This window comes from Wolbachia endosymbiont (group A) of Andrena helvola, from assembly GCF_964028415.1.
GTDB classification, from domain to species: domain Bacteria; phylum Pseudomonadota; class Alphaproteobacteria; order Rickettsiales; family Anaplasmataceae; genus Wolbachia; species Wolbachia pipientis.
The window spans coordinates 414241-437314 of sequence record NZ_OZ034779.1; the positions used below are offsets into that span (position 1 = coordinate 414241).

The following is a 23074-nucleotide window of genomic DNA, read 5'->3' on the forward strand; positions in this document are numbered from 1 at the left end:
GGTACCAGTGGCACGTATTGCAGGCATAAATATTCCAGTGAGGAAATGTGTTCCTTTTGCATTAACTTATATATATGGTATAGGTATTGCTACTGCGAATGTAATTTGTCACGCTTGCGAAGTTGATAAGCGCAAACGTGTTTCAGAATTACGAGATGAAGATATAGAAAAGATCAGCGGTTTCATTAGACAAAATTATGTTATAGAAGGTGAGCTCAGAAAAGAAGTGGCTATGAACATAAAATCTTTAGTGGAAATGGGATGCTATAGAGGGGTGAGACATAGAAAAGGTTTACCTGTGAGAGGGCAAAGGACTCATACTAATGCTAAGACTCGTAAAGGTAGATCTCGGTTGCCTATTGCTGGGAAAAAATAAAATTTATTATTATTGTGAGTTTTAATGAAAAAAGTCAAAACGGTTAGTAAGAGTAAGAAGGAGTTTATTACTGGTGTTGTCCATATTCGTGCAACTTTTAATAATACTTTTGTAAATGTAACTGATGTTCATGGTAATACGCTATGTCAAACTTCTGTGGGTGCATGTGGTTTTTCAGGTTCGAGAAAATCCACACCTTATGCTGCAGGTAAGGCTGCGGAGTCTGCTGCGAAGAACGCAATGGAGAGATTTGGTATGAAGGTTGTCTCTGTAATAATTCGCGGCCCTGGCTTTGGTACCGAAGCTGCGGTTAAAGCACTTCAGAGCTGTGGGTTGACTGTGACTTCAATTGCAGATAAAACCGCAATTCCTCATAATGGGTGCAGGTTAAGAAAAAAAAGAAGAGTATAGGATATTTGAAAAGGTTGTTTTATGTATTATAATAATGATGTTTCTCTCTGTAGCAATTTAGATAAATTGATTAAACCTAGTTCAGTTAAGGTAATATCAGATGATTCAAGTGAAAAAAGTGATATAGTGCTAGAACCGTTGGAAAGTGGTTTTGCTTTAACATTAGGCAATGCATTAAGACGTGTAATGTTATCTTCTCTTAAAGGTAGTGCTGTTTATGGAATAAAAATTGAAGGTGTAACTCATGAGTTCACTTCAATTCAAGGGGTGAGAGAAGACGTAACTGATATAGTATTAAATATGGGTATGTTGAGGTGTAAATTAAATGGTGCTTCTAATAAATGCTTAAATTTAAACGCTAAAGGGCCTTGCCAGGTATTAGCTGGGATGATAGAAACTGATGATCAATGCTCTATTGTTAATAAAGATTTGTTAATATGTACGCTGGGGCAAAATGTGGAGCTTAACATGACCATATATGTGGCTAGCGGAAAAGGTTATCTTCCTGTAACTAAATATAAAGAAAATGAACTTTTGAAGCTTATGAGTGAACAGGATTTAATTGGTTTTATTCCAGTTAATGCTTTGTATAGCCCTGTCAACAGGGTTTCGTACAGGGTAGAGAACAGTCGTGTTGGCCAAGTGACTGATAAGGATAAGCTGATATTGTCAATTGAAACTGATGGTACAATTTCTCCGAGTCAAGCTGTTGACTCTGCTGCAAGAATATTACAGGAGCAACTTCAGCCCTTTATTAGTTCTGATGTAAGTTATAAAAAATCGCAGGTTTCTTCGTCTAGTGGTGCTAAAGATTTGGGTTATGACCCTGTCTTATTGCGTAAGGTAGATGAAATGGAATTATCTGTCAGGTCTCATAACTGTCTGAAAAACGAAAACATCACTTATATAGGTGATCTTGTACAAAAGACAGAAGGTGAAATGTTAAGAACTGCTAATTTTGGCAGAAAGTCTTTGAATGAGATTAAGGCAGTTTTGACTAATTTTGGCTTGTCTTTGGGTATGAATGTGCTAAACTGGCCACCTAAGGATATAGATGAGTTGGCTAAACAACATACTGATGAAGATTAGGTGATATATGAAACATGGAATAAAAAAACGTAAACTATCTCGTTGTACTGAACATAGATTATCGACGTTAAAGAATCTATCTATCTCATTAATTAACCATGAGCAGATTGTAACTACTTTACCAAAAGCTAAGGAACTTCGTCCATATGTCGAAAAGTTTATTACAATTGCTAAGAATAAGAATACTTTACATGGTAGAAGACTTTTGCTTTCACGCCTTCATAATAGTAAGTTAGCAGTTGATAAGTTATTAAACGTCTTAGCCAGCCGTTATCAAGATCGTAAAGGTGGGTATTCTAGAATAATAAAATTTAGCACTCGAAAGGGTGATTGCGCTTCAATGGCAGTGATAGAACTGGTTGATAGGGATATTGCAGCAAGAGGTAAGGTTTATAGTAAAAATAAAGAAGGAGGCAAAGTAGTTACACAAAGTTAATTGTTATCATAATTGTTCTTCTTGTGGTAAGTAGGTTACGCTACTTTGTAGGTTACTTTGGCGAGTTATTAGTTTTAGTATATTTAAAACTGAAATGGTATAATGTTATAAAACGCCGTTACCGTTGTAAGTTCGGTGAAATTGACTTAATTGTATCTAAAAAAAAGGAGCTGATTTTTATAGAAGTTAAAACAAGTTTACTTGGAAAAGAAATACCGATATCTCATCTTCAATGTCAGTCTATTATAAATTCTTCTAAGTATTTCTTAAGTAAAAACCTTAGTTTTTTAGATTATTCAGTCAGATATGATTTATATTTTCTTTCCTTAAAGAGAAGACCTGTTTATATAAAAAATGCTTGGATTGAAGAATGAAAGATTTGTAGCTGAATTAATTTAGATTTACTGGATTTAATATGAAAAAGACCCAATACAATAATTTAGTTTCATCTTACGCTAGAGTGCTATTTCATGTCTCAGGAAGCAGGTTAGGTATTATAAGGAAAGAAGTAGAATTTTTGTTGGCTTTTTTTAAGGATCAACGTGATGTTTTTGTGTACCTATCTCATCCTATGATTTCTTTTGCACACAAAAAAGAAGTGATGCTTTCTATAAATGAGCACTTGAGTGAGAATTTAGTAAAATTTATTATGGTTATATTTGCAAATAAACGCTCTAGTTTATTGATCCTTATATTAGAAAAATTCTTAAGTCTTGCAAGAGAAAATGAAAATGAATTCGAAATTACTATAAAGTCAGCAGAAACTTTAAAGGAATCTGATATAAAAATAATTACTGAATCTTTGAGCTTTCTTGGTAAAATAATAAAAGTAAGCAATGTGGTTGACCCTTCTATACTAGGTGGCTTCGTAGTTAGGTATGGTTTTAATTTGATCGATGCTTCGCTAAAAAGTTACTTGGATAGGTTAGTTGACTTAAGTAAAATGGAAATATTAAAAGTAAGGAATTTTGTATGAAGAACAGTATGAATGTTTCTGAGATAGCAAGTATAATAAGAGAAAAGGTTGAGACGTTTGATAATCCTATAAAGCGGGAAAATATAGGTGAAGTAATTTCAGTAACAGATGGTATCGCATTGGTTTATGGGCTGGAAAAAGCAAAATTCGGTGAAAAGGTATTTTTTGCAAGTGGTGTAGAAGGAATAGTTCTCGATTTAGATCATAATACGGCTGGAATAGTTGTGCTTGGTAATGACCGTGATGTGAAAGAAGGGGACGTTGTAAAATGTAGTGGTGATGTTGTGCAGGTGCCTGTAGGGCATGAATTGTTAGGGAGAGTTGTAAATGCGTTGGGCCATCCTATGGACGACGGTGGGGAAATTAGAGCCAAAAACAGAATGGATATAGAATCTAAAGCGCCAGGCATTATTGATCGTAAGTCTGTGCATGAGCCACTGCAAACAGGAATTAAAATTATAGATTTGCTAATTCCAATAGGTAGAGGGCAGCGTGAATTAATTATTGGTGATAGACAAATTGGTAAAACTACTATTGCGCTTGATACTATTATCAATCAGAAGAAGATTAACGATGAGGTAAACGAAAATCAAAAAGTTTACTGTGTTTATGTTGCTATTGGGCAAAAAATTTCAACAGTAGCAAAAGTGGTAAATAAGCTGAAAGAAAGCGGAGCATTAGAGTATACAACTGTAGTTGTGGCTAGTGCATCTGACTGCGCGCCTATGCAATTTTTAGCACCTTATGCTGGTTGCACTATTGGGGAATTTTTCCGTGACAATGGAATGCATTGTTTGATTATATATGATGATTTATCTAAGCATGCTGTGGCATATAGGCAGATGTCTTTATTGCTCAGACGTCCTCCTGGTCGTGAAGCTTACCCTGGAGATATATTCTATGTACATTCTCGCTTGCTTGAAAGAGCTGCTAAAATGTCTGATAAAAAAGGGCAGGGTTCTTTAACTGCTTTGCCAATTGTCGAAACTCAAGCTGGTGATGTATCTGCATATGTGCCAACAAATGTTATTTCAATTACCGATGGGCAGATCTTTCTTGAGTCTGAATTATTTTATAAAGGATTTCGACCTGCAGTAAATATAGGTTTGTCAGTTTCACGGGTTGGTTCTGCTGCACAACTAAAGTCTGTGAAGAAAGTTGCTGGTTCTATAAAGCTAAGCTTAGCTCAGTATAGAGAATTAGAAGATTTCGCAAAATTTGGTTCTGATCTTGATGCTAGTGTTCAATTATCCTTGAATAAGGGTAAATATCTTGTCGAGTTATTAAAGCAAAAACAACATTTACCTATGTCAATAGAAGAGCAAGTAGTGCTGATGTATATTTTTTCTAACCTATATAATCAGTTAAGTAAAATACAAATAAGTTACATTAATAAATTTGAACATGATCTTATTAATTATTTTCATACTGTACACCCTGGGGTTTTAAAAAAGTTGTCAAATGACATGAGTGATGATATAAAAGGTGATATTTTTAACATTGTGAGTAATTTCGTTACTCAATTTAATTGCGTTTAGGTGGTGATTATGGCTTCATCCATTATTAATAAATTTCCTATGACGAGGGAAGGTTTTGAGAATATGCAAGCCGAACTTGAAAAATTAAAGGAAGAAAAACCTTCTGTGATACAGGCTATTTCTGATGCTCGTGATCAAGGTGATTTGTCTGAAAACGCAGAGTATCATGCAGCACGGGAAAGGTTAGGTTTTATTGAAGGCCGTATAATGGAGATAGAAAGTAAGCTCTCACATGCGGAAGTAATAGAAGTAAAAAATTTGTCTGGTGATTCAGTAATGTTTGGTGCAACTGTGACATTAAGCATGTTAAGTGATAATAACGGTGAAGTGGAATATGTTTATAAGGTTGTAGGCGAATATGAAGCTGATGTTTCAAAGCAGTTAATATCTACTAGTTCACCACTTGGGAGTGCCTTAATCGGCAAAAAAGTCGGTGAATATGTGGAAGTGACAGTGCCAAATGGAGAGAAATTGTATAAAATAGTTAAGATTGAATTTAAGTAAATTATTATGGTACAGGCCACTTATGCTTCAATGAGTCTACCAGGTATTTCTTCTGTGGAAGATGTATTAGAGGATGCTCGTTCCGGTAAATTATTCATTTTAGTTGATGATGAAAATAGAGAAAATGAAGGCGATTTGATTGTCTTAGCTGAGAAAATAAAGCCGGAACATATGGCTTTTATGGTTAGGTACGGTACAGGGGTTGTTTGCTTAGCAATGACTAAATTTCACATGAAAAGGTTGGGCCTTAATTTCATGGAAAAGAAAAATATTGGTGAAAATCATACCGCATTTACTACATCAATTGATGCACGTTATGGCATTACAACCGGTGTTTCAGCAGAGGATAGAACGAAAACTATACATGCTGCTATCAACAAGGATGGTACTCAGGATGACATCATAACTCCAGGTCATGTTTTTCCTGTAATTGCACATAAAGGTGGGGTGGCACAACGTGCTGGTCATACTGAAGCGAGTGTTGAAATGGCGAAGTTAGTAGGGTTTGATCATTCAGCAGTTATTTGTGAATTAGTGAATGATGATGGCTCTATGATGCGCTTACCTCAGTTACTTAAATTTGCTGAACAACATAAAATTAAGTTAACTACCATCGACAAACTTATCAGTTACGTTAAAAATTTAAACTAGCGTTTATAAATTTGTATAATTTAAGTGTTAAAATATAGAATTTCTATAAATTATACAAGCACAGAATTTTCATGTTTAGAGTTGCTAAGTTTTTGACCTTATTGTTCTTTTTTGCATATTGTAATAATGCTTACTCTATTAACATTATTAGAGATAGTGAAGTGGAAGCAATAGTGAAAGAGCTAGCGCAACCTTTATTTTCTGCTGCGGATATTGATCATGAGCAAATAAAAGTTTTTATAATTAATGACAATTCGATTAATGCTTTTGTAATTAACAATAACAGTATTTTCATTCATTTAGGACTTTTACAATATTCGGCTAAACCTTATGTCCTGCTTGGTATATTAGCACATGAGATTGCTCACATATCTGCTGGTCATATATTGCAAATGAGTAGTGCTATGGGTTATTTTCAATCGATAGCAATGATTAGTTATATGGTAGGATTAGTTTCTAGTATTATCATTAACCCTCAGGTTGCTGGTGCAATTTTGCTTAGTGGTGTAGCGTTTAGTTCAAGGCTATTTTTTAACTATTCTCAAGAGCAAGAAAGTGTAGCAGATAGCTATGCTTTAAGGTATCTTGATGAATCTGGCTATGATAATTCAGGTATGAAAGAGATTTTTGATTATTTTAAAAGTATTGAGCATGAGAACACCGAGGAATATTTCCGCACTCACCCACTTAGTGAGAAACGTATATTTGCTGTACAAAATTATAAGGTTAAAAACAACGTAAAACCAATTTTTGCGGATAAGTTACTAAAGTTTGAGCGTGTGGTTGCCAAGCTAGACTCTTTCTTTGCTCCTATTCATGTGTTATCTAATAAATATGAAAATAATTCTGAGTATGTAAATGCTATAGTTTGCTATAGGCAAGGAAAGATAGAAGAGGCTATTGCTAAAGTTAATTCATTGATTCAAGAGTCACGCAATGACCCATACCTATATGAATTAAAAGCAGAAATGCTATACAAGGCCGGAAATTTAAGTGAAGCAATAAAAATGTATGAGGAATCGCTTAGGTATTTATCTGAGAAAAACAGTTATTTAGTGAAACTTGCATTATCTCATACTTTATTATTACACGGTGATGCAAAAAAGGCGATTTTTTACCTGGAGCAGATTTTGAATGTAGAACCAGATAACGCTTTTGTCTGGAAGTATTTAAGAATTGCATATAAATGTGAAGCTGATACGGCAATGCATTATTTTGCCTTGACAAAAAAGGCTTGTATTGAAGGTGATTTAAAGCAATTTACAAAATATGCTGAGCTAGCTGTTAAAACTTTACCAAAAGATAGCCCTTATTTGTTGCAAGTTGAAGATATGAAGCGGTTTAATGGATAACAAAAAAGCATTTCTGCACTTTTTGGATTATTTTTGTCCACACTTTTCCAACATAGTTTTTGCTTCATCGCTTACGTTGGGCATAATTTTCGTTATGATAGTTTTAGCGCCAAAAAATACACCACAGAACATGCCAAGAGCAAAGAGGGCTGGCCACGGCATCCTGCCAAATATTGCAAGCAAAGCTGCACCAATTATTACTACCGTCATAAGTGGACCGCCTATCCCCCAAACATAACCAATAATATTGCATATTACTTTAGTTGTGTCATCCATATCAGGGTCAGCTGCATAACCTGAGAAAGAGAAAAGCAATACTACGCAAAAAACACTAAAAAATTCCATTATAGAGCTCATTTTTTTGCCTCTAAGTAATAAATTAACCTAAACCTAAACCTACACATTTTTTATTTTGAAGTAAAAATTATAATTTGTCCATACATAAGTGTTGCTACATAAATAACCCACCATTAATATTGAGCACATGCCCTGTTATATATTTTGCTTCATCACTTGCTAAAAACAAGACCCCTGCTGCTATTTCTTCCCCTGTTCCCATTCTTTTCATTGGAATATTATCTAATATTTTTCCCTTTTGTCCTTCATTTAAAACTTCAGTCATTTTAGTATCTATAAACCCAGGAGCAATACAATTTACTGTTATATTACGACTTGCAACTTCTTTTGCTATGGATTTGCTCATAGCTATTATTCCAGCTTTAGACGCCGCATAATTTGCTTGCCCGGCGTTTCCTGTCAGCCCTATTATTGAGGAAATATTTATAATTCTTCCCCAATTATTCTTAATTAGTTTTCTGCATGCTTCTCTACTCAGCTTAAATGTAGAGCTCAAGTTAATATCAATTACTTTTTGCCATGCTTCATCTGTCATTCTCAATAATAAACTGTCTCGCGTAATACCCGCATTGCATACGAGCCCGTCAAAGCCTTCCATCAGCTCACTTGCTCTATTTATTAGTTGATTTACTTCCTCAGCATTTGATAAATCACAAGGGAGTACATGCATGTTTTTTTCATATTGTTTAGCAACTTCTTCGAGCACTTCTTTTTTTGTGCCAGAAATACATAAAGTTGCTCCGGCTTTGTGCATAATTTTTACAATTGCTTGCCCTATTCCGCCTGATGCGCCAGTAATCAGGAACTTTCTGCTTTCCAATTTAAGCATAATAACTTTATATTATCTTAATTCCTAACAGAATATTGACTAGTTGGCAATAGATTTCTTACATAATATAAGTAACTCAGATATTCACAAAATAAAGAAAAAGTTATAATAAAGTTAAACGTCAAAAAATTTTAAAAACATAGTTGATGCAGGAATTGTTACTAAATAGTTTATTCTGGTGCTCTACAGTCTAAATGGAATGCTTAAATTATAGATTCTTTGTTTTTGTGTGTTATCTTGAGTTAACACAAATTCACAGTAGTATTATGATAAGTAAGTTAAAAAAGCTTAGCGCTGGATTTTCTTTGAAAGGCTTGATTGGCCATGGTGATAATATAAATATGCAAGGAGCAAAAAATAAAAAGAAGAAGTACCCAAAATTTTTGGATAAGACGTTTGCATTGATTGATGCAGTGATAAATTTTATTTTAAAACGCGAAAGTAATAACGTAAATGAAGTCCTGAAAGTAACATGGGGACCACTATTTTTTGGTCTGGTAGTAATACTCATCTTTTTTGGGATAGGTGGTATTTGGTCGGCTATAGCTCCAATTGACGGTGCGGTGCATGCAAGTGGAGAAGTTATTGTATCTTCAAATAGAAAAATAGTTCAACACTTGGGCGGAGGAATAATAAGCAAAATTTTAGTAAAAGAGGGTCAAGCAGTTAAAAAAGATGAGCCTCTAGTTTTGTTGAGTGATGTTAACGAGAAGGCGAATTTAAGTATCATCAAAGAGAAGCTCTTATCATTTTTAGCAACAGAAGCAAGGCTTCTTGCAATCAGAGTAGATTTGGACACGCTCGAGTTTCCTGATGAGGTTAAAAAATTATCTCACGATGAACTTGTAAATAAAGCGATAAAGAATCAAGTAAAGTTGTTCAACTCTCAGAGAAAGAGCATATTGGGAAAAACAGACATACTGCAACAACGTATAAAGCAGTTAAATGATGAATTAGCGGGGCTAAACTTTCAACTAAATGCAGCTCATAAGCAATATGACTTGATAACTGAGGAGTTGGAAACAAAAAGACAATTACTTGATAGTGGCCATATAAGCAAACCACACATTTTAGCTTTAGAAAAGCAGTTTGCTGAAATTGAAGGCAGAGTTGGACATTACCGTTCTGCAATATCTCAAGTGCAGCAAAAAATTGGAGAGAACGAATTAGAAATTATAAACGTGAGAAATGATTCTCAAGAAAGAGCAAACGCTGAACTTAAGGAAGTTAGTACGTCTATTGCAGACTTGAAAGAGAGACTGATGGTTGCTGAAGATTCATTAGCACGTACAATAATTAAATCGCCTCAAGATGGGATAGTCACAGATATAAGATACCATACTGAAGGTGGTGTTATACAATCTGGAGTTCCGATCATGAGCGTAGTGCCATCGGATGATGACCTAATAATAGATGCTAAAATTCAGACCAGAAACATAGAAGAGATACTGTCAGCACAAAAGAAAGATAGCAACATAGTCTCTATTGATGGGCTAGAAGGGCTAAAGGTTAAAGTTCGTTTAAGTGCTTACAGTGCACGTCGTTTAAGTTTAATTAATGGTATAGTAAGCAATATTTTTCCCGATGCCCTTGATGATCCAAGGCTAGGGCGTTATTATTCAGTACGTGTAGTGATACCAAAACCAGAGCTTGCTCAGTTTAAAAACGTATACCTATACCCTGGTATGCCAGCAGAAGTGTACATAGTTACTCAATCTCGTACTCTTTTATCATTCTTGTTTACGCCTATAATTGCAACAGTCGATAGGTCTTTTATAGAAAGGTAGCTCACTCGTTAAAGTAGTAGTGAAAGTGCCGTAATAAAATTTAGGTACATAATTAGACAATAGGCTTCTTGACCTTACCCAGAAAAAGTGGAGAGAAAGAAAGGAGTTTTTTCGGGTAAAATAAAATTTTGGAGGATTAGAAATGGCAAGAGAATATACGGCAGAATTCAAATTGGAAGCTGTTAAGCTGGCAAATGAACAAAGAAAGGCAGGTCAAACAATTACAAAAATAGCAAAGGATTTAGGAATAAAGGGTGGTTTATTAGGAAAATGGATAAAGAAACACAACGAAAAAAAGTCGGCAGCAGATGCATTTCCAGGTAGAGGTAACATGGCTCCTTACGACAAGGAGAGGTTTGATTTACAAAGAGAGTTAGCAAGAGTAACAAGGGAAAGAGACATTTTAAAAAAAGCCCTGGCCAGTCAAAAAGAGTAAAATATTTTTTTATATAGTAACTGCTATAAAGTACAGGAATTATGTAGGATTTTCTGCTAGTGGCTACTATAAGTGGACCACAAGAAAAATAAGCAGTAGAGAATCAGCAAATAAAGAGTTATTAGCAGATATTCAAAAAATATATCAAGCTTCTAAATGTAGATATGGAGCTCCTAAAATTCATGCTGAATTGAAGGCTTTGGGTAAAAGTTGCAACTTAAAAACAGTGCAAAGTATTATGCAGAAAAATGGTATTCAGGCTATATTGAGAAGAAAATTTAAAATTAAGAAACAACAAACGGACAGTAGAGTCGTAGCTCCCAATATATTAGACCAAAACTTTATTGTCGATCAACCAAATAAAGTATGGGTAACTGATATTACTTATATAAAAACCAAAGAAGGATGGCTATATTTGGCAACAATAATCGATCTATATTCACGCATGGTAGTTAATGAGCAGTTCAATAAATAAACAATTGGTTATGGACTCTTTATTAATGGCCGTTAACAAGCGTAAACCTGCCAAAAATCTACTATTACATAGTGATCAAGGTTCACAATATACTTCGCAAGGTTATCAATATCTCTTATCCATAAAAAACATAGATGAGTCATAAAGGTTGTTGTTACGACAATTCTGTTGTGGAAAGCTTCTTTAGCTCATTGAAAAGAGAAATACTTATTGATACTTCACAACACTCTGCTCAACAAACTAGAACTGCAATATTTGAATACATAGAAATTTTTTATAACAAACAACGTCACTATTAACTATTGCATTCCTGAGCATTTTGATTCATCATTCTCTTTGTGAAAAACATTCCAAACTTTCTCTCCACTTTTTCTGGGTAAGGTCAATACCTTTAAGCCCAACACCAAGCTCGAGAAAGTAGAAAGTGTGGAGCAGCCTATTCAGTCTTCTTTGAATCTAACATGAAAGGCTATGCACAAAAAACTATAAGCGTCCAAGTAATTTTTTAAATAAGATAACTCCTTTAGAATATCTCTTAAGCTATTAACTTAACATCACCATAGGATTTAAAACATTCCCCAAAAAATGTTAAAGCTATTTTAGTAAAATACTCAAAACTTGACCCTAAGCAACTTTGAGTTCATGCTCCTGGTACTCTTGCTTTACCTTCCTGCATAATCGCTTTTGGAGGAAATATATTACTGGATGAAGAACTCACTATATCACCACACTTTAAACCTTTTACCGCTGCTTTGACTCCTTCTGAGACTTTTTTAGATAGACTAATTGTTTCAAAAGATTGACAAAGTTTTCCAGACTTTTCAAAATATCCCTGTTTAATAGCATCGTAGACCCAATATCCACCAAGCGAGCAATTCTCACCTAATTCTTCTTTACAATTTTTGAACTTTTCCAGTATTTCCTTTTTGTTACTAACTTCTACTATTATTTTATCTTGCTTGTCAGGGTACAAATTAACTTCTAATTCTCCTAAACTAGTAGAGAAAGTTAACACTATATTACTATTGTCTGCAAGATTAGTGTAATGCCTTATGCCATTTTCCGTTATAATTTCTACCTCACTTTTACCGATCTTTACTATATCTCTTCCGTATTCTATTTTTCCTTGAGTTAACCCTAAGCTCCTTGCCCCATCTGTTATCTTTGCGACATCTATTATGCTATCCTCTGAATACTCTAAGTAGAAAGTAGAGTTGTCCATTTTTGCATCTTTTAACTTACCATTAGTTGCACCTCTAACAACTTCCATAAACTTGAGAGTAAGATTTGCACAACTTCCATGAGCTTTTATCATATTAGTTTCATGATCTTCAAATTCTAATTCCAGTGTATTGAGCACATACATACTATCTACAACATACCACACCGCTCCTTTTGATACTAATTTACATATTATATCACTAGCAACCTTGGAGTTCTTTTCTAATTCACTAATCTCTTTTATTCTTTTCATCACACAATCCATAAAGTTATACTTATCTTCATACATCTTTCCATATAGCTTTCCTTGATGAGGAAAATTAAACCTTATTCCAGACTTTATAGCTTCGTTTACAACTTGTTCTAATTGATTCATGTCTTGCGCTTTACCTACTTCATCTAAAAACACTTCTAACTTTGCCTGCTGGTCTAGTATTAAATTATCCCATAGAGTCCTAGATTTAAGCAGATGCTTTTCACTATCTAACCCTTTGAAATCTTTTATTCCTGCTGCCAGCAACAATCTTTCTGCTTCTTTACAACAAGTTTCATCACTATGAAAAACATCTCTGATATATTGAAAGATTCGTAACTTCCCTTTATTGTTATGAAGGCTTAAAACTCTCTTTAAGTCTTGAGTACCCTTGCGTTCATTCAAAAACTTTTCTAATACAGTAAGACCTTTACTTAGAGAAGAAGGGTTATCTTTGTCAACACCACCAAGAATACAGTCTAATTCTTGCTGCAACCTTTTGTGATCCTCAGTTAAAAGATAACCTTCAGCATAGTAGTTACAATTATCAATTGCTATGTCTAGTGAGGTCTTTCCTTGTTTATCACATATATCAGATCTAGCTCCACTATCCAGAAGTGAAGAGATGAGATCATTGTAATCAGTGCTTGCAATACAATGTAAGGGTGTTTTTCCTTCATTATCCTGCTCATTAAGATTAGTTCCTTTTTCCATAAGAGAAGCTATACTATTAGGTCCAGTAGCATAATGCAAGGGTGTCTTTCCTCTATCATCCTTTACATTAGGGTTAGCTCCTGCCTTCAAAAGTAAAGCTACAGAATCGTCATATTCTTTTTCTACCCCAGCTATACTTGATATTATGTGTAATACTGTTAATTTAGATTCTCCTCTTCTAAGATTAAGGACTTTTTCTAGATCTTGATTATCTCCATTGTCTTGTAAAAAATTTCTAAGTCTCACAATATAACCATGTTCATTATAATCACCTTCATCACTAAAAGACAGGTATGCTTGGAGGATACTGAATAATTCTTTATTTAATTCTCTTTGACTTGGTGTTAGACCAGATATGCCAGCAAGCCGTATATGCATTAAGCTATTGAATATATCTCCTCCAACAATATCAACTAAAGAATGATCATCACGACATAGCAATGAGTATTTAAGTGATTCATATTCATCATCCCTTTGCTCTTTTCGAAACTGTTTTAAATTATCACTTTTGGTTAGTTTTTCTAAGTACTTTAGGATTCTATTTTTATTTCCCAATAAAAAATCTACTCCCTTTTCCATTAAAGCACATACTGCTTCTTTATGACCATTTTCGGCAGCAAGAAATAATGGCGTCAACCCCTTTTTATCTATTATATTAATTTCTGCACCTTTTTCTAATAGAGCATCCATTGTCTTTATATGACCATTTTTAGCAGCCATATGCAATGGAGTACGCTTCATTCTATCCACTTCATTAACCTTTGCATCTGCGTTTATTAAGATTTTTACTACCTCTGCGTGACCTTCTTCGGCAGCTAAGTGTAACGGAGTCACCCTGTCTAGATCTACTGCATTGACCTTTGCATCTGCGTTTATTAAGATTTTTACTACCTCTGCATGACCTCCTTCGGCAGCTAAGTGTAACGGAGTCATCCTATCTAGATCTACTGCATTGACCTTTGCACCTATTTCCAATAGAGTCTTCACTGCCTTTATATAACCATTTCCAGCAGCGATATGCAATAGAGTACATCTCTCTGCGCAATTGTTTATCCAATAATTCACATTAAAATTAAAATTTTTCCACTCTTTATACGTGGTTGGATCTATTGCTTTTAACTTCTCTTTTATTTTTTCAATTATGTTATCCCTATTTAAATCATTGTCAGAATTTATTGCACTTAATATTTCTGTAATAGTTCAGACTTGATCTGACAGGCGTGAATTAACTGACAGAAGAATTGACAAAGTCAAAACCAAAATCAGCATCCTGTTTAATGCTATCAATATTTTTCTGATAAGCAATATGCATACTATCAAAAAAGGTTTGCATAGGTGTCTTACCATAGCAATATTTACCTGAATGCGGTCGAGATCTATTGTAAGAATGCACCCAATGGTCTACATCTAGCTGAAGCTCTGCCAAAGAGGTGTAAATTTTCTTTCTGAAGATAATATTGTAGCATTCATCTTGCATAGTTCTGTGGAACCTTTCACAGATGCCATTAGTTTGTGGAGAACGAGCTTTGGTTCGAGAATGATCAATATTTTCTACCCCCAAATACAGCTGGTAAGCGTGATTTTCAGGTCTGCCACAGTACTCTGTACCACGATCCGTCAAAATGCGTAGCAATGATACTTTCTGTTCATCAAAAAACGGTATCACCCTATCATTGAGAAGGTCTGCAGCTGTAATAGCAGTCCTTTCTGTATAAAGCTTAGCAAAAGCAACTCTAGAGTAGGTATCAACAAAGGTTTGTTGGTAAATTCGTCCAATACCTTTGATATTACCCACATAATAGCTATCTTGGCTACCCAAGTATCCTGGATGTTCTGTTTCAATTTCTCCATGGGCCTCTTTTTCTTCCTTAGCCTTCTCTAGAGCTGTTATCTGCTCTTCTGTTAAGATAATGCCATCTTGAGCTACTTTTGCTTCTAATGCCTTTAACCTCTTTTTGAAATTCTCAAGATCGTTTCTTTGCCACACTGATCTTATTCCACTTGCAGAGATGAGAATTCCTCTCTTTTTCAGTTCGTTTGCTGCTCTTTCTTGTCCATACGCTGGAAATTCTATTGCTATTTCAATTAGAGGTTGTCCGGAAACAAGTAAAAGGCTATAATATCTGAAATTTTAGTACGGGGTAAAGATGAGAAAAAAGTATCCAACAGATCTAAGCGAAAGGGAATGGGCAAGAATAGAAAAACACTTCAGAGTATCATACAAGAAAGGAGGAAGGCCGCCAAAGTATAGCAAAAGAGAAATATTAGAAGCAATTTTCTATGTATTGCGTACAGGGTGTCAATGGCGGTATTTACCAAATGATTTTCCGCTATGGAAGACTGTGTATGAGCAGTTCAGGCAATGGAAGAAGCAGGGAATTTTTGAGAAAATGAATTATGAAATTACAAAATATAGTAGAAGAAAAATAGGAAGGAATGAGCAGCCGAGTGCCTGTATAGTAGATAGTCAATCTGTAAAGACTACAGAAAAGGGGGGATCAAAGGCTATGATGGAAGTAAAAAAGTAAAGGGTAGAAAAAGGCATATAATTACAGACACTCAGGGTTTTATACTAGGTTGTTACGTAGGCGCTGCTAACGAAAATGATAGAGATGGTATTAAAATAGCATTAAACAATATGAGAACAAAATATACTAAAGTTAAAAAAATGTGGGCTGACATGGGATACCAAGGAAGAAATTTAAAGAATCACATAAAGGAAGAATATAACATAGATATTGAAATTGTTAAAAGGCCTCCATGTAGATTTTGGGTGCACAAAGATACGCCACCTGAGCTACTACCAACAAGAGAACAAGGGTTTAAAGTACAGCCAAGAAGATGGGTTGTAGAAAGGACTTTTGCTTGGGTTAATAGGAATAGAAGGCTATCGAAGGAGTATGATTTACTCACAACATCCACTGAGAATTTCATATACCTAGCTATAAGTAGGGTTATGTTAAAGAGGGAATATGCTTGAATTTACTAGTTTCCGGACAACCTCTTACTGCTTTTTCTATATCCTCCGATACCCTATTTGCATATAATGGCTTGCTTTTGCTTATCTCGTGTAAAGCCTCTTCTCCTCCTTTTTCATACAGTTCTTTGAAGCGGTAAAATGTATCCCTTGAATATCCCATTACCTTACACGCCTGTGATACATTTCCTAATTGCTTTGCAAGTTCTAGCAATCCCAACTTTGGTTTTAGTATTTTTTCTTGTGTTGTACTCATATCTGACACTCCTTTAAAATTTATTCATATTTTTATCTTACTTTGTTCGCCTGTCAGATCAAGTCTGAACTATTACAGCTACAGAAACTGACATTCAATTACACGAAGATATTAATAAAGATAGCGAAGATCTTCAACCTATAAGTGAAAGCAGCGAAAAAGCCCAAAATGATTCAGTAGAAACCACTGTAGAACCAACTTCCGTCGATAGAGCTGACAGCCCATCTTCCGCTGAACCATGTTTTAATGGTGATGCTGCAGACAAAAACCTATCAGCAAAAGCACTGCAACAAAGGCAAGCAATCATATTTGGTAGTGTTGGTGCGGTGTTATTGGTAAATTGTGTTGCATTGTATATCATGAAAATGCCTGTAGTAGCAGCGGTTGTGGGAATAGTTGGATTAGCGTGTATAGGTTTTGCGCTGTATAATATCATAACCAAGCTCGAGAAAGTGGAAGATGTAGAACAACTGGATCCACAAAATCTTAAAGCTAGTGGTATGCTTGAAAGATCATAAATATCAAGATAATTTCTTTAGAAAATCTCTTAAGCTGTTAACTTAACATCACCATGAAATTTTGAACATTTCCATTTCACCCTAAGCACGGCTTACTGTTTCTTCGAGACTTGGGGCTCTTCTTCTTTCTTTACGCTCTATCCAAGAACTCTTTTTTGTTTGGCCATTAGATTGACTCATAGCCTCAGAACGTATCAATTTTCCAGACCTTTCAAAATAGCCTTGTTCAATAGCATTGTAGACCAGATACCCACCAAGCGAGCAATTCTCACCTAATTCTTCTTTACAATTTTTGAACTTTTCCAGTATTTCCTTTTTATTACTCACTTCTACTATTATTTTATCTTTATCTTGTTTGTCAGGGTACAAATTAACTTCTAATTCTCCTTCACTGGTGTAGAAAGTCAATGCTATATCACTATTATCCGCAAGGTCTGTGTAATTCCTTATACCATTTTTCGTTATAATTTCTACCTCACTTTTACCGATCTTTATTATATCTCTTCCGTATTCTATTTCTCCTTGAGTTAGCCATAAACCCCTTGCTCCATCTGTAATCTTCGCAATATCTATTTTGCTGTTCTCTGAGTATTCTAAGTAAAAAGTAGAATTATCCATTTTTACATTTTTTACTCTACCATTAGCTGCACTTTTAACAATTTTCATAAACTTTAAAGTATTATTGATATACTTACCACAAGCTTCTTTCACATTGGTTGTGTGGTCTTTAAATTCTGACTCCAGTGTATTGATTACATCTATACTACTTAAGTTATGAAACACTGCTCCTCTTGATAACAATTTATATACTATATCACTAGTAATTTCTATCTGATTTGCAATTTTAGAACTCTCTTTTAATGCACTAATTTTTTTTATTACATGATCTGTAAAATTACATGCATCTTGGTACGCCACTTTATCTGGACGAATAGGAAAGTTAAACCTTATTCCAGACCGTATAGCTTGGTCTACAACTTCTTCCAGTTGTTTCATATCTTGAGCTCGATGTACTTTATCAAAAAATTCATTTAGCTTCTTCTTCTGGTCTGGTATTAAATCATCCCATAGGGTCCTGGATTTAGGCAAACATTTTTCCCTGCTATAGTCTTTTTGGTCAGTTGCTCCTGCTTTCAAAAGTAAGTCTTCTACTTCAGCAGCAGCTTTAGAAACAAAAAAAATATCTCTGGCATGTTGCAACACTATTGACTTTCCTTCTTCATCACGAAAATTTAAAACCACTTTTAGATCTTGGTCACCCTCATGTTTATCCAAAAACTCTTTTAGATTTTTAACTGTTTTAGCATGGGAACATTCGCGCATTATACCATGTAATTCTTCATTCAACCTCTTTTGATTATCAGTTGGAAAGTATTTTTTAATATGGTATTGATGATTATCAATTGCAATTTGTAGTGGGGTTTTCCTTGTTTCATCAAGTACATCGCACTTAGCTCCATTCCATAGGAACGATTCTATACTGCTGCTATAACCAAGGCCAGCAGCATAATGCAAAGGTGTTTTCCCTTCAATATCCTGTGCATTAGGATTAGCTCCTGCTTTTATAAGGTAACCTATACCATCACCGCTAGACCCAATAGCAGCATAATGTAAGAGTGTCTGTCCTCTATCATTCTTTATATTAGGATTAGCTCCTGCTTCTATGAGTAAACATGCAGCAGATACATATTCTTCGGCTAACCTCCCTCCATATTCTACAGCCATACTTACTACTGCATGCAATACTGTCAATCCAGATTCTCCTCTTTTAAGGTTAAGAACAGTTTTCAGATCGTCCTTATTTCTTTCTAAAAATCTATGAACTTTTGAACTATAGCTATAACTATCCCTACCACCAGTATCTGGAGATCCGCTGAGAATATTTAATAATTTTTTATTTAACTTCTTTTGATTTTCTGTTAAATCAGATTCATCACAAAACCATGCATGCATTAAATTAGTAGTACATAAACCTTTAGCAGAATCTATCAAAGTATCAATACCATGTGTGAAGAAACATTCTCTGATCAATTCATGCTCATTATCCTCTAGGGACCACTTCTTTTCTTCTAGCCAATCTTGCCATTCTTTCAATTTTATCGACACGTCCAAATTTTCCCATGTTAGCTGTTTTTTGAATTCTTCCCATTCTAGCTGTTCCTCTCCTCCCTCAAGTTCTAGCCGTTTTTCCCATCTTTTCATCTTTAGGTATTCTTCCCATTCTAGTGGCTGTTCTTTGAATTCTTCCCATTCTAGCTGGTTCTTCAATCCTTCCGATTCTAGCTGTTCTTGGAACCTTTTCAGCTTTAGGCGTCTTTTAAATTCTTTCTGTTCGCTCAATTTTTCCGACACGTCCAAATTTTCCCATGGTGACTGTTTTTTGAATTCTTCCCCTTTTTCCTGTTCTAACCATTTTTCATCTCCTGGATTTGTTTCAAAAGCCTGCTTAAACTCAATATCTTCATTTGACATGCTTTCCCTCTGATCTATCAAAAATATTACGTATAATACATAGCACAAATAAAAGCTAATGCAAGAATAATTTTTCTAACCTTTGTATTCTTTAGCTTGACACTCCCATAAACTTCACTGACATTGACCTCCGACCCTGCTATGCTTCTACTTGTTAATTAGCTATGCAACAAAGCCTGCCTGATGCTATACTTTCCATCCATTCCCAGTTATGCCTTGCTCTTCTCTCGTCTCATCCATTTTAGTACTAGGCTTTGAGATCATATATGTAATACCACCAACCGCTAGCGCCACTGTTGTGACTGCAACCACTGCTATTACTACAGGTATTAATCCAGCTGCAACTGTTCCTGCTGCAAAAGGTGCCACTACTATAGCAGCGCCTAATACCGCGGTTGAACAACAGGGGAAAATACTTGCTCTAGGAGCATTTTCGTTTGCATCCTTTAAATTTTTTAAATCTGCATTTGATAAATAAGAAGCTACTTTCTCACTTACTTCTAGAGGTAATTCTTTATCATTGTAAAGTCCAGAGTATTTAGTAATTACTATGCCACCGTCATCTATTAGACCTCGTCTTTTTATCCCTTCATCGAATTTATTCTTTATTTGGCCCCCGAAAATAGGAAATTCTCTTTTACAATCAAGGTTACTCAATGCGTTTTCAATTTCATCATTTATCACATAGCTAGCCATTTCATTTGTATCAGCTTTGAGTAAGTCAAGGTACGAAATATCTCTATCGTCAAATCTTCCCACTATTTTATCTTTAATTTCATCTTTGCATTTATCCCAATAAGTAGAATATGTACCAGTCAAGTAATCTGGTTTTTGTGTGCTAAAATCTTGTATTAATGTTTTCTGGATTAGAACTTCAGCTGTATCTTTCTTGCCATACTCAAAAGCCAAACTTAAAGGGGTACATCCACACTCTACCGCTTTAACATCTGCTCCTTTTTCTAATAGAGCCTCTACTACATCTTTATGACCATTTCGAGCAGCCTCATGTAAAGGAGTACATCCGTCATTATCTTTTTCATGAACATTAGCCCCTTTTTTTAATAGAGCCTCCACTACATCTTTATGACCATAATGAGCAGTAAAATGTAAAGGAGTCCGCCCATTATTAGTTTTCTCATGAACATTAGCCCCTTTTTCTAATAGAGCCTCTACTACATCTTTATGACCATTTCGAGCAGCCTCATGTAAAGGAGTACATCCGTCATTATCTTTTTCATGAACATTAGCCCCTTTTTCTAATAGAGCCTCTACTACATCTTTATGACCATTTCGAGCAGCCTCATGTAAAGGAGTACATCCGTCATTATCTTTTTCATGAACATTAGCCCCTTTTTTTAATAGAGCCTCTACTACATCTTGATGGCCCTTGGAACTAGCAAAAAGTAAAGGAACTGCTCCATTATCCTGTTTTTCATCAACATTAGCCCCTTTTTTTAATAGAGCCTCTACTACGTCTTTATGACCACTATAAGCAGCAAGGTGTAAAGGAGTATATCCATTATTATCTTTTTCATGAATATTAGCCCCTTTTTCTAATAGAGCTTCTACTACATCTTTATGGCCATTGCGAGCAGCAGAATGTAAAGGAGTCTGCCCATTATTAGTTTTCTCATGAACATTAGCCCTTTTTTCATCTATAAAATACCTAACCAAATTTATACGGCCATTTTTAGCAGCTAGATATAATAATGTAATTCCCAAAGTACCACTCCCATTTTGTACGTTGAATTGATGATCTGGATCAAAGCCCTTCTTTCTCCACCTTTGGCATTCATTTTCATCTAGCTTTCCTAACTCATTTTTTATTTTTTCGAATATATCACTCTCATTTGAGTTATAGCAAGTGCCTATTAGCATTTCTTCAAACCTTTCCAGCTCTAAAGACATAACCCACGCATTTTAGTAGTAACATAATTGATATCACACACCTTAATAAGAAAGTCAAGAGTTTATATATTTCTTTATTAAAGTTGCTGGTAGTTATTTTAGTTTGCTGCGGCTTGATCAACAAGGTAGAAACAATAATTCAATGGAAACATACTACAAACTAGCGTCACAAAAATCTTAAATATTTACTTTCCCCAAAACCGCAAAAAAGTACCTACCTTTGCGAGAACAATTTAAATAAAAGCGGCGTTGTGAAAATAGAAACTTGAAATTTCTATAACAAAGTTAAGCAAATTGGTTCGTATATAAATTTAGTAAAAATAGGCTAATGTAGCTGCTTTTATGGTATAGTAGAATTATTATATAGAAAAGTTCGCACGTATTGAGTGATAGTCCAATCCATCCCAAAACAAAAAGCTCTCACCGCTCTTGGTTTTGACCACTGGAAATGGTTGATTTGCTTGAGATTTTAATAATATATAATGCTAAATTAATGGTAATATATCCAAGAATGAAAAAAATTTTAGGCAAAATTATAATAAGAAATAGATCTTTTTTCTGTCAATGCAGAAATTCCTTTAATTTCCTATATGAAGTTTTCGTAACCCCAATCTTTGAAATAGGTGATTGTCTTGCTCAGGTACTGGATTTTGAGCTGTAAGTAGCTTTTCACCGTAAAAAATTGAATTAGCACCTGCAAGGAAACACAATGCTTGCAATTCATCTGACATTTTTTCTCGCCCAGCTGATAAACGTACATAAGATTTTGGCATCATAATTCTGGCTATTGCAATAGTACGAACAAAATCAAACGGATCAACGTCGGCCACATTCTCAAGTGGAGTTCCAGGAATTTTTATCAGCATATTAATTGGTACTGATTCTGGAGGATTATCCAAATTAGCAATGAGAACTAGCATTTTTATTCGATCCTCATTAGTCTCACCCATACCAAGAATACCACCACAACAGACCTTAATCCCAGATGCGCGTACGTGTTCTAACGTTTTTAAGCGATCTTGGAGAATACGTGTAGTTATGACTTTATGATAATATTCTTCAGATGTATCAATATTATGGTTGTAAAAATCTAAGCCAGCTCCCTTTAGCATATTTGCTTGGTAATCTTTTAACAACCCAAGAGTCACACACGTTTCAAGGCCCAATTTTTTCACCTCTTTGACCATTTCGCAAACAATTTTTAAATCTTGATCACGTGGACCACGCCAAGCTGCTCCCATACAGAAACGACTACTTCCAGCCTCTTTTGCACATTTTGCTGCTTCAATTACCTCAGCAATTTCTAACAAAGGCTCTTTTTGTAACCCGGTGTTATAGTGTGCTGATTGGGGACAGTAAGAACAATTTTCTGGGCAGCTACCTGTTTTAATACTTAAAAGTGTACTAATTTGCACTCCACTAGGATTAAATTGCTTCCTATGTTCTGTTTGTGCTGTATAAATTAGCTCAGGAAATGGAAGATTAAAGATTTGTTCTGCCTTGGCAAAAGCCCATTCTTCTGTCATAATTTAACACCT

20 protein-coding genes and 4 pseudogenes are annotated in these 23074 nt (G+C 34.9%); 15 read left to right on the forward strand and 9 right to left on the reverse strand.

Annotated elements, in window-relative coordinates; all coding sequences use genetic code 11:
* Nucleotides 1–7: 7 nt before the first annotated feature.
* The 10 genes from rpsM to ABWU73_RS02295 all read left to right on the forward strand — a co-directional run bounded on the left by rpsM (nt 8) and on the right by ABWU73_RS02295 (nt 7333).
* Nucleotides 8–376 (forward strand): 30S ribosomal protein S13, encoded by a 369-nt coding sequence (gene rpsM, locus ABWU73_RS02250; RefSeq protein ID WP_010962745.1) that lies wholly within the window; start codon nt 8–10, stop codon nt 374–376.
* A gap of 24 nt (nt 377–400) precedes the next feature.
* Nucleotides 401–787 (forward strand): 30S ribosomal protein S11, encoded by a 387-nt coding sequence (rpsK, locus tag ABWU73_RS02255; protein ID WP_015589137.1) that lies wholly within the window; start codon nt 401–403, stop codon nt 785–787.
* Nucleotides 788–808: 21 nt separating this feature from the next.
* On the forward strand, nt 809–1876 hold the full coding sequence (locus ABWU73_RS02260; protein WP_012673178.1) for a DNA-directed RNA polymerase subunit alpha: 1068 nt from the start codon (nt 809–811) through the stop codon (nt 1874–1876).
* A gap of 7 nt (nt 1877–1883) precedes the next feature.
* A complete protein-coding gene (gene rplQ, locus ABWU73_RS02265) occupies nt 1884–2312 on the forward strand; it encodes a 50S ribosomal protein L17 (RefSeq protein ID WP_007550873.1) in 429 nt (142 codons plus the stop codon).
* A 23-nt stretch (nt 2313–2335) separates the two neighbouring features.
* The gene (locus ABWU73_RS02270) at nt 2336–2686 is read left to right on the forward strand and encodes a YraN family protein (RefSeq protein ID WP_012673177.1); all 351 of its coding nucleotides are present in this window, start codon (nt 2336–2338) and stop codon (nt 2684–2686) included.
* Between the two features lie 41 nt (nt 2687–2727).
* Nucleotides 2728–3288 (forward strand): ATP synthase F1 subunit delta, encoded by a 561-nt coding sequence (gene atpH, locus ABWU73_RS02275; RefSeq protein ID WP_010962742.1) that lies wholly within the window; start codon nt 2728–2730, stop codon nt 3286–3288.
* Complete coding sequence (gene atpA / locus ABWU73_RS02280) at nt 3285–4826, forward strand: F0F1 ATP synthase subunit alpha (protein ID WP_182320407.1); 1542 nt, start codon at nt 3285–3287, stop codon at nt 4824–4826. Before atpH ends, atpA begins: the two co-directional genes overlap by 4 nt.
* 9 nt (nt 4827–4835) lie before the next feature.
* On the forward strand, nt 4836–5330 hold the full coding sequence (gene greA / locus ABWU73_RS02285) for a transcription elongation factor GreA (protein ID WP_007549342.1): 495 nt from the start codon (nt 4836–4838) through the stop codon (nt 5328–5330).
* A gap of 6 nt (nt 5331–5336) precedes the next feature.
* Nucleotides 5337–5981, forward strand: coding sequence for a 3,4-dihydroxy-2-butanone-4-phosphate synthase (ribB, locus tag ABWU73_RS02290; protein ID WP_007549343.1), 645 nt, complete (start codon nt 5337–5339; stop codon nt 5979–5981).
* Between the two features lie 71 nt (nt 5982–6052).
* Complete coding sequence (locus tag ABWU73_RS02295; RefSeq protein WP_265017741.1) at nt 6053–7333, forward strand: M48 family metalloprotease; 1281 nt, start codon at nt 6053–6055, stop codon at nt 7331–7333.
* 27 nt (nt 7334–7360) lie between these two features.
* Here the strand turns inward: ABWU73_RS02295 and ABWU73_RS02300 are convergent, their stop codons facing one another.
* Both ABWU73_RS02300 and fabG read right to left on the reverse strand, forming a co-directional pair.
* Nucleotides 7361–7690: a TrbC/VirB2 family protein gene (locus ABWU73_RS02300; protein WP_155968336.1), complete on the reverse strand. Its 330-nt coding sequence runs from the start codon at nt 7688–7690 to the stop codon at nt 7361–7363.
* Nucleotides 7691–7784: 94 nt separating this feature from the next.
* Complete coding sequence (gene fabG / locus ABWU73_RS02305; protein WP_015589136.1) at nt 7785–8519, reverse strand: 3-oxoacyl-[acyl-carrier-protein] reductase; 735 nt, start codon at nt 8517–8519, stop codon at nt 7785–7787.
* Nucleotides 8520–8785: 266 nt separating this feature from the next.
* On the opposite strand from fabG, the gene ABWU73_RS02310 reads away from it, so the two are divergent.
* The 4 genes and pseudogenes from ABWU73_RS02310 (at nt 8786) to ABWU73_RS02325 (ending at nt 11516) form a co-directional block, all read left to right on the forward strand.
* Entirely contained in the window at nt 8786–10306 is a 1521-nt protein-coding gene (locus ABWU73_RS02310; protein ID WP_353285502.1) for an HlyD family type I secretion periplasmic adaptor subunit, read from the forward strand.
* 142 nt (nt 10307–10448) lie between these two features.
* Nucleotides 10449–10742, forward strand: a complete 294-nt coding sequence (locus ABWU73_RS02315; protein ID WP_209473078.1) for a transposase — start codon at nt 10449–10451, stop codon at nt 10740–10742.
* A 139-nt stretch (nt 10743–10881) separates the two neighbouring features.
* Nucleotides 10882–11362, forward strand: a pseudogene (locus tag ABWU73_RS02320) (IS3 family transposase).
* The gene (locus ABWU73_RS02325) at nt 11352–11516 is read left to right on the forward strand and encodes an IS3 family transposase (protein WP_080717614.1); all 165 of its coding nucleotides are present in this window, start codon (nt 11352–11354) and stop codon (nt 11514–11516) included. Before ABWU73_RS02320 ends, ABWU73_RS02325 begins: the two are co-directional and overlap by 11 nt.
* Nucleotides 11517–11857: 341 nt before the next feature.
* Here ABWU73_RS02325 and ABWU73_RS02330 read toward each other — a convergent pair whose 3' ends face one another.
* A complete protein-coding gene (locus ABWU73_RS02330) occupies nt 11858–14470 on the reverse strand; it encodes an ankyrin repeat domain-containing protein (protein WP_265017738.1) in 2613 nt (870 codons plus the stop codon).
* 160 nt (nt 14471–14630) lie between these two features.
* Nucleotides 14631–15494 (reverse strand): annotated as a pseudogene (locus ABWU73_RS02335) (integrase core domain-containing protein); the annotation flags it as partial.
* 58 nt (nt 15495–15552) lie between these two features.
* Between ABWU73_RS02335 and ABWU73_RS02340 the strand changes: the two are divergent.
* A pseudogene (locus ABWU73_RS02340) lies at nt 15553–16385 on the forward strand (IS5 family transposase).
* Between the two features lie 25 nt (nt 16386–16410).
* Here the strand turns inward: ABWU73_RS02340 and ABWU73_RS02345 are convergent.
* The 5 genes and pseudogenes from ABWU73_RS02345 to bioB all read right to left on the reverse strand — a co-directional run.
* Nucleotides 16411–16638 (reverse strand): annotated as a pseudogene (locus tag ABWU73_RS02345) (helix-turn-helix domain-containing protein); the annotation flags it as partial.
* Nucleotides 16639–16771: 133 nt separating this feature from the next.
* Nucleotides 16772–17074, reverse strand: coding sequence for a hypothetical protein (locus ABWU73_RS02350; protein ID WP_265017737.1), 303 nt, complete (start codon nt 17072–17074; stop codon nt 16772–16774).
* Nucleotides 17075–17237: 163 nt separating this feature from the next.
* Nucleotides 17238–19628, reverse strand: a complete 2391-nt coding sequence (locus ABWU73_RS02355) for an ankyrin repeat domain-containing protein (protein ID WP_353285503.1) — start codon at nt 19626–19628, stop codon at nt 17238–17240.
* A 186-nt stretch (nt 19629–19814) separates the two neighbouring features.
* Entirely contained in the window at nt 19815–21536 is a 1722-nt protein-coding gene (locus tag ABWU73_RS02360) for an ankyrin repeat domain-containing protein (protein WP_353285504.1), read from the reverse strand.
* A gap of 578 nt (nt 21537–22114) precedes the next feature.
* A complete protein-coding gene (bioB, locus tag ABWU73_RS02365) occupies nt 22115–23065 on the reverse strand; it encodes a biotin synthase BioB (protein WP_410541772.1) in 951 nt (316 codons plus the stop codon).
* Nucleotides 23066–23074: the final 9 nt, after the last annotated feature.

Coding starts and splice junctions, on each gene's coding strand:
- rpsK (WP_015589137.1), top strand. CDS start 401: ATGAAAAAAGTCAAAACGGTTAGTAAGAGTAAGAAGGAGTTTATTACT.
- ABWU73_RS02260 (WP_012673178.1), top strand. CDS start 809: ATGTATTATAATAATGATGTTTCTCTCTGTAGCAATTTAGATAAATTG.
- rplQ (WP_007550873.1), top strand. CDS start 1,884: ATGAAACATGGAATAAAAAAACGTAAACTATCTCGTTGTACTGAACAT.
- atpH (WP_010962742.1), top strand. CDS start 2,728: ATGAAAAAGACCCAATACAATAATTTAGTTTCATCTTACGCTAGAGTG.
- atpA (WP_182320407.1), top strand. CDS start 3,285: ATGAAGAACAGTATGAATGTTTCTGAGATAGCAAGTATAATAAGAGAA.
- greA (WP_007549342.1), top strand. CDS start 4,836: ATGGCTTCATCCATTATTAATAAATTTCCTATGACGAGGGAAGGTTTT.
- ribB (WP_007549343.1), top strand. CDS start 5,337: ATGGTACAGGCCACTTATGCTTCAATGAGTCTACCAGGTATTTCTTCT.
- ABWU73_RS02295 (WP_265017741.1), top strand. CDS start 6,053: ATGTTTAGAGTTGCTAAGTTTTTGACCTTATTGTTCTTTTTTGCATAT.
- ABWU73_RS02300 (WP_155968336.1), bottom strand. CDS start 7,690: ATGAGCTCTATAATGGAATTTTTTAGTGTTTTTTGCGTAGTATTGCTT.
- fabG (WP_015589136.1), bottom strand. CDS start 8,519: ATGCTTAAATTGGAAAGCAGAAAGTTCCTGATTACTGGCGCATCAGGC.
- ABWU73_RS02310 (WP_353285502.1), top strand. CDS start 8,786: ATGATAAGTAAGTTAAAAAAGCTTAGCGCTGGATTTTCTTTGAAAGGC.
- ABWU73_RS02315 (WP_209473078.1), top strand. CDS start 10,449: ATGGCAAGAGAATATACGGCAGAATTCAAATTGGAAGCTGTTAAGCTG.
- ABWU73_RS02325 (WP_080717614.1), top strand. CDS start 11,352: ATGAGTCATAAAGGTTGTTGTTACGACAATTCTGTTGTGGAAAGCTTC.
- ABWU73_RS02350 (WP_265017737.1), bottom strand. CDS start 17,074: ATGATATTATACAGCGCAAAACCTATACACGCTAATCCAACTATTCCC.
- ABWU73_RS02355 (WP_353285503.1), bottom strand. CDS start 19,628: ATGTCAAATGAAGATATTGAGTTTAAGCAGGCTTTTGAAACAAATCCA.
- ABWU73_RS02360 (WP_353285504.1), bottom strand. CDS start 21,536: ATGTCTTTAGAGCTGGAAAGGTTTGAAGAAATGCTAATAGGCACTTGC.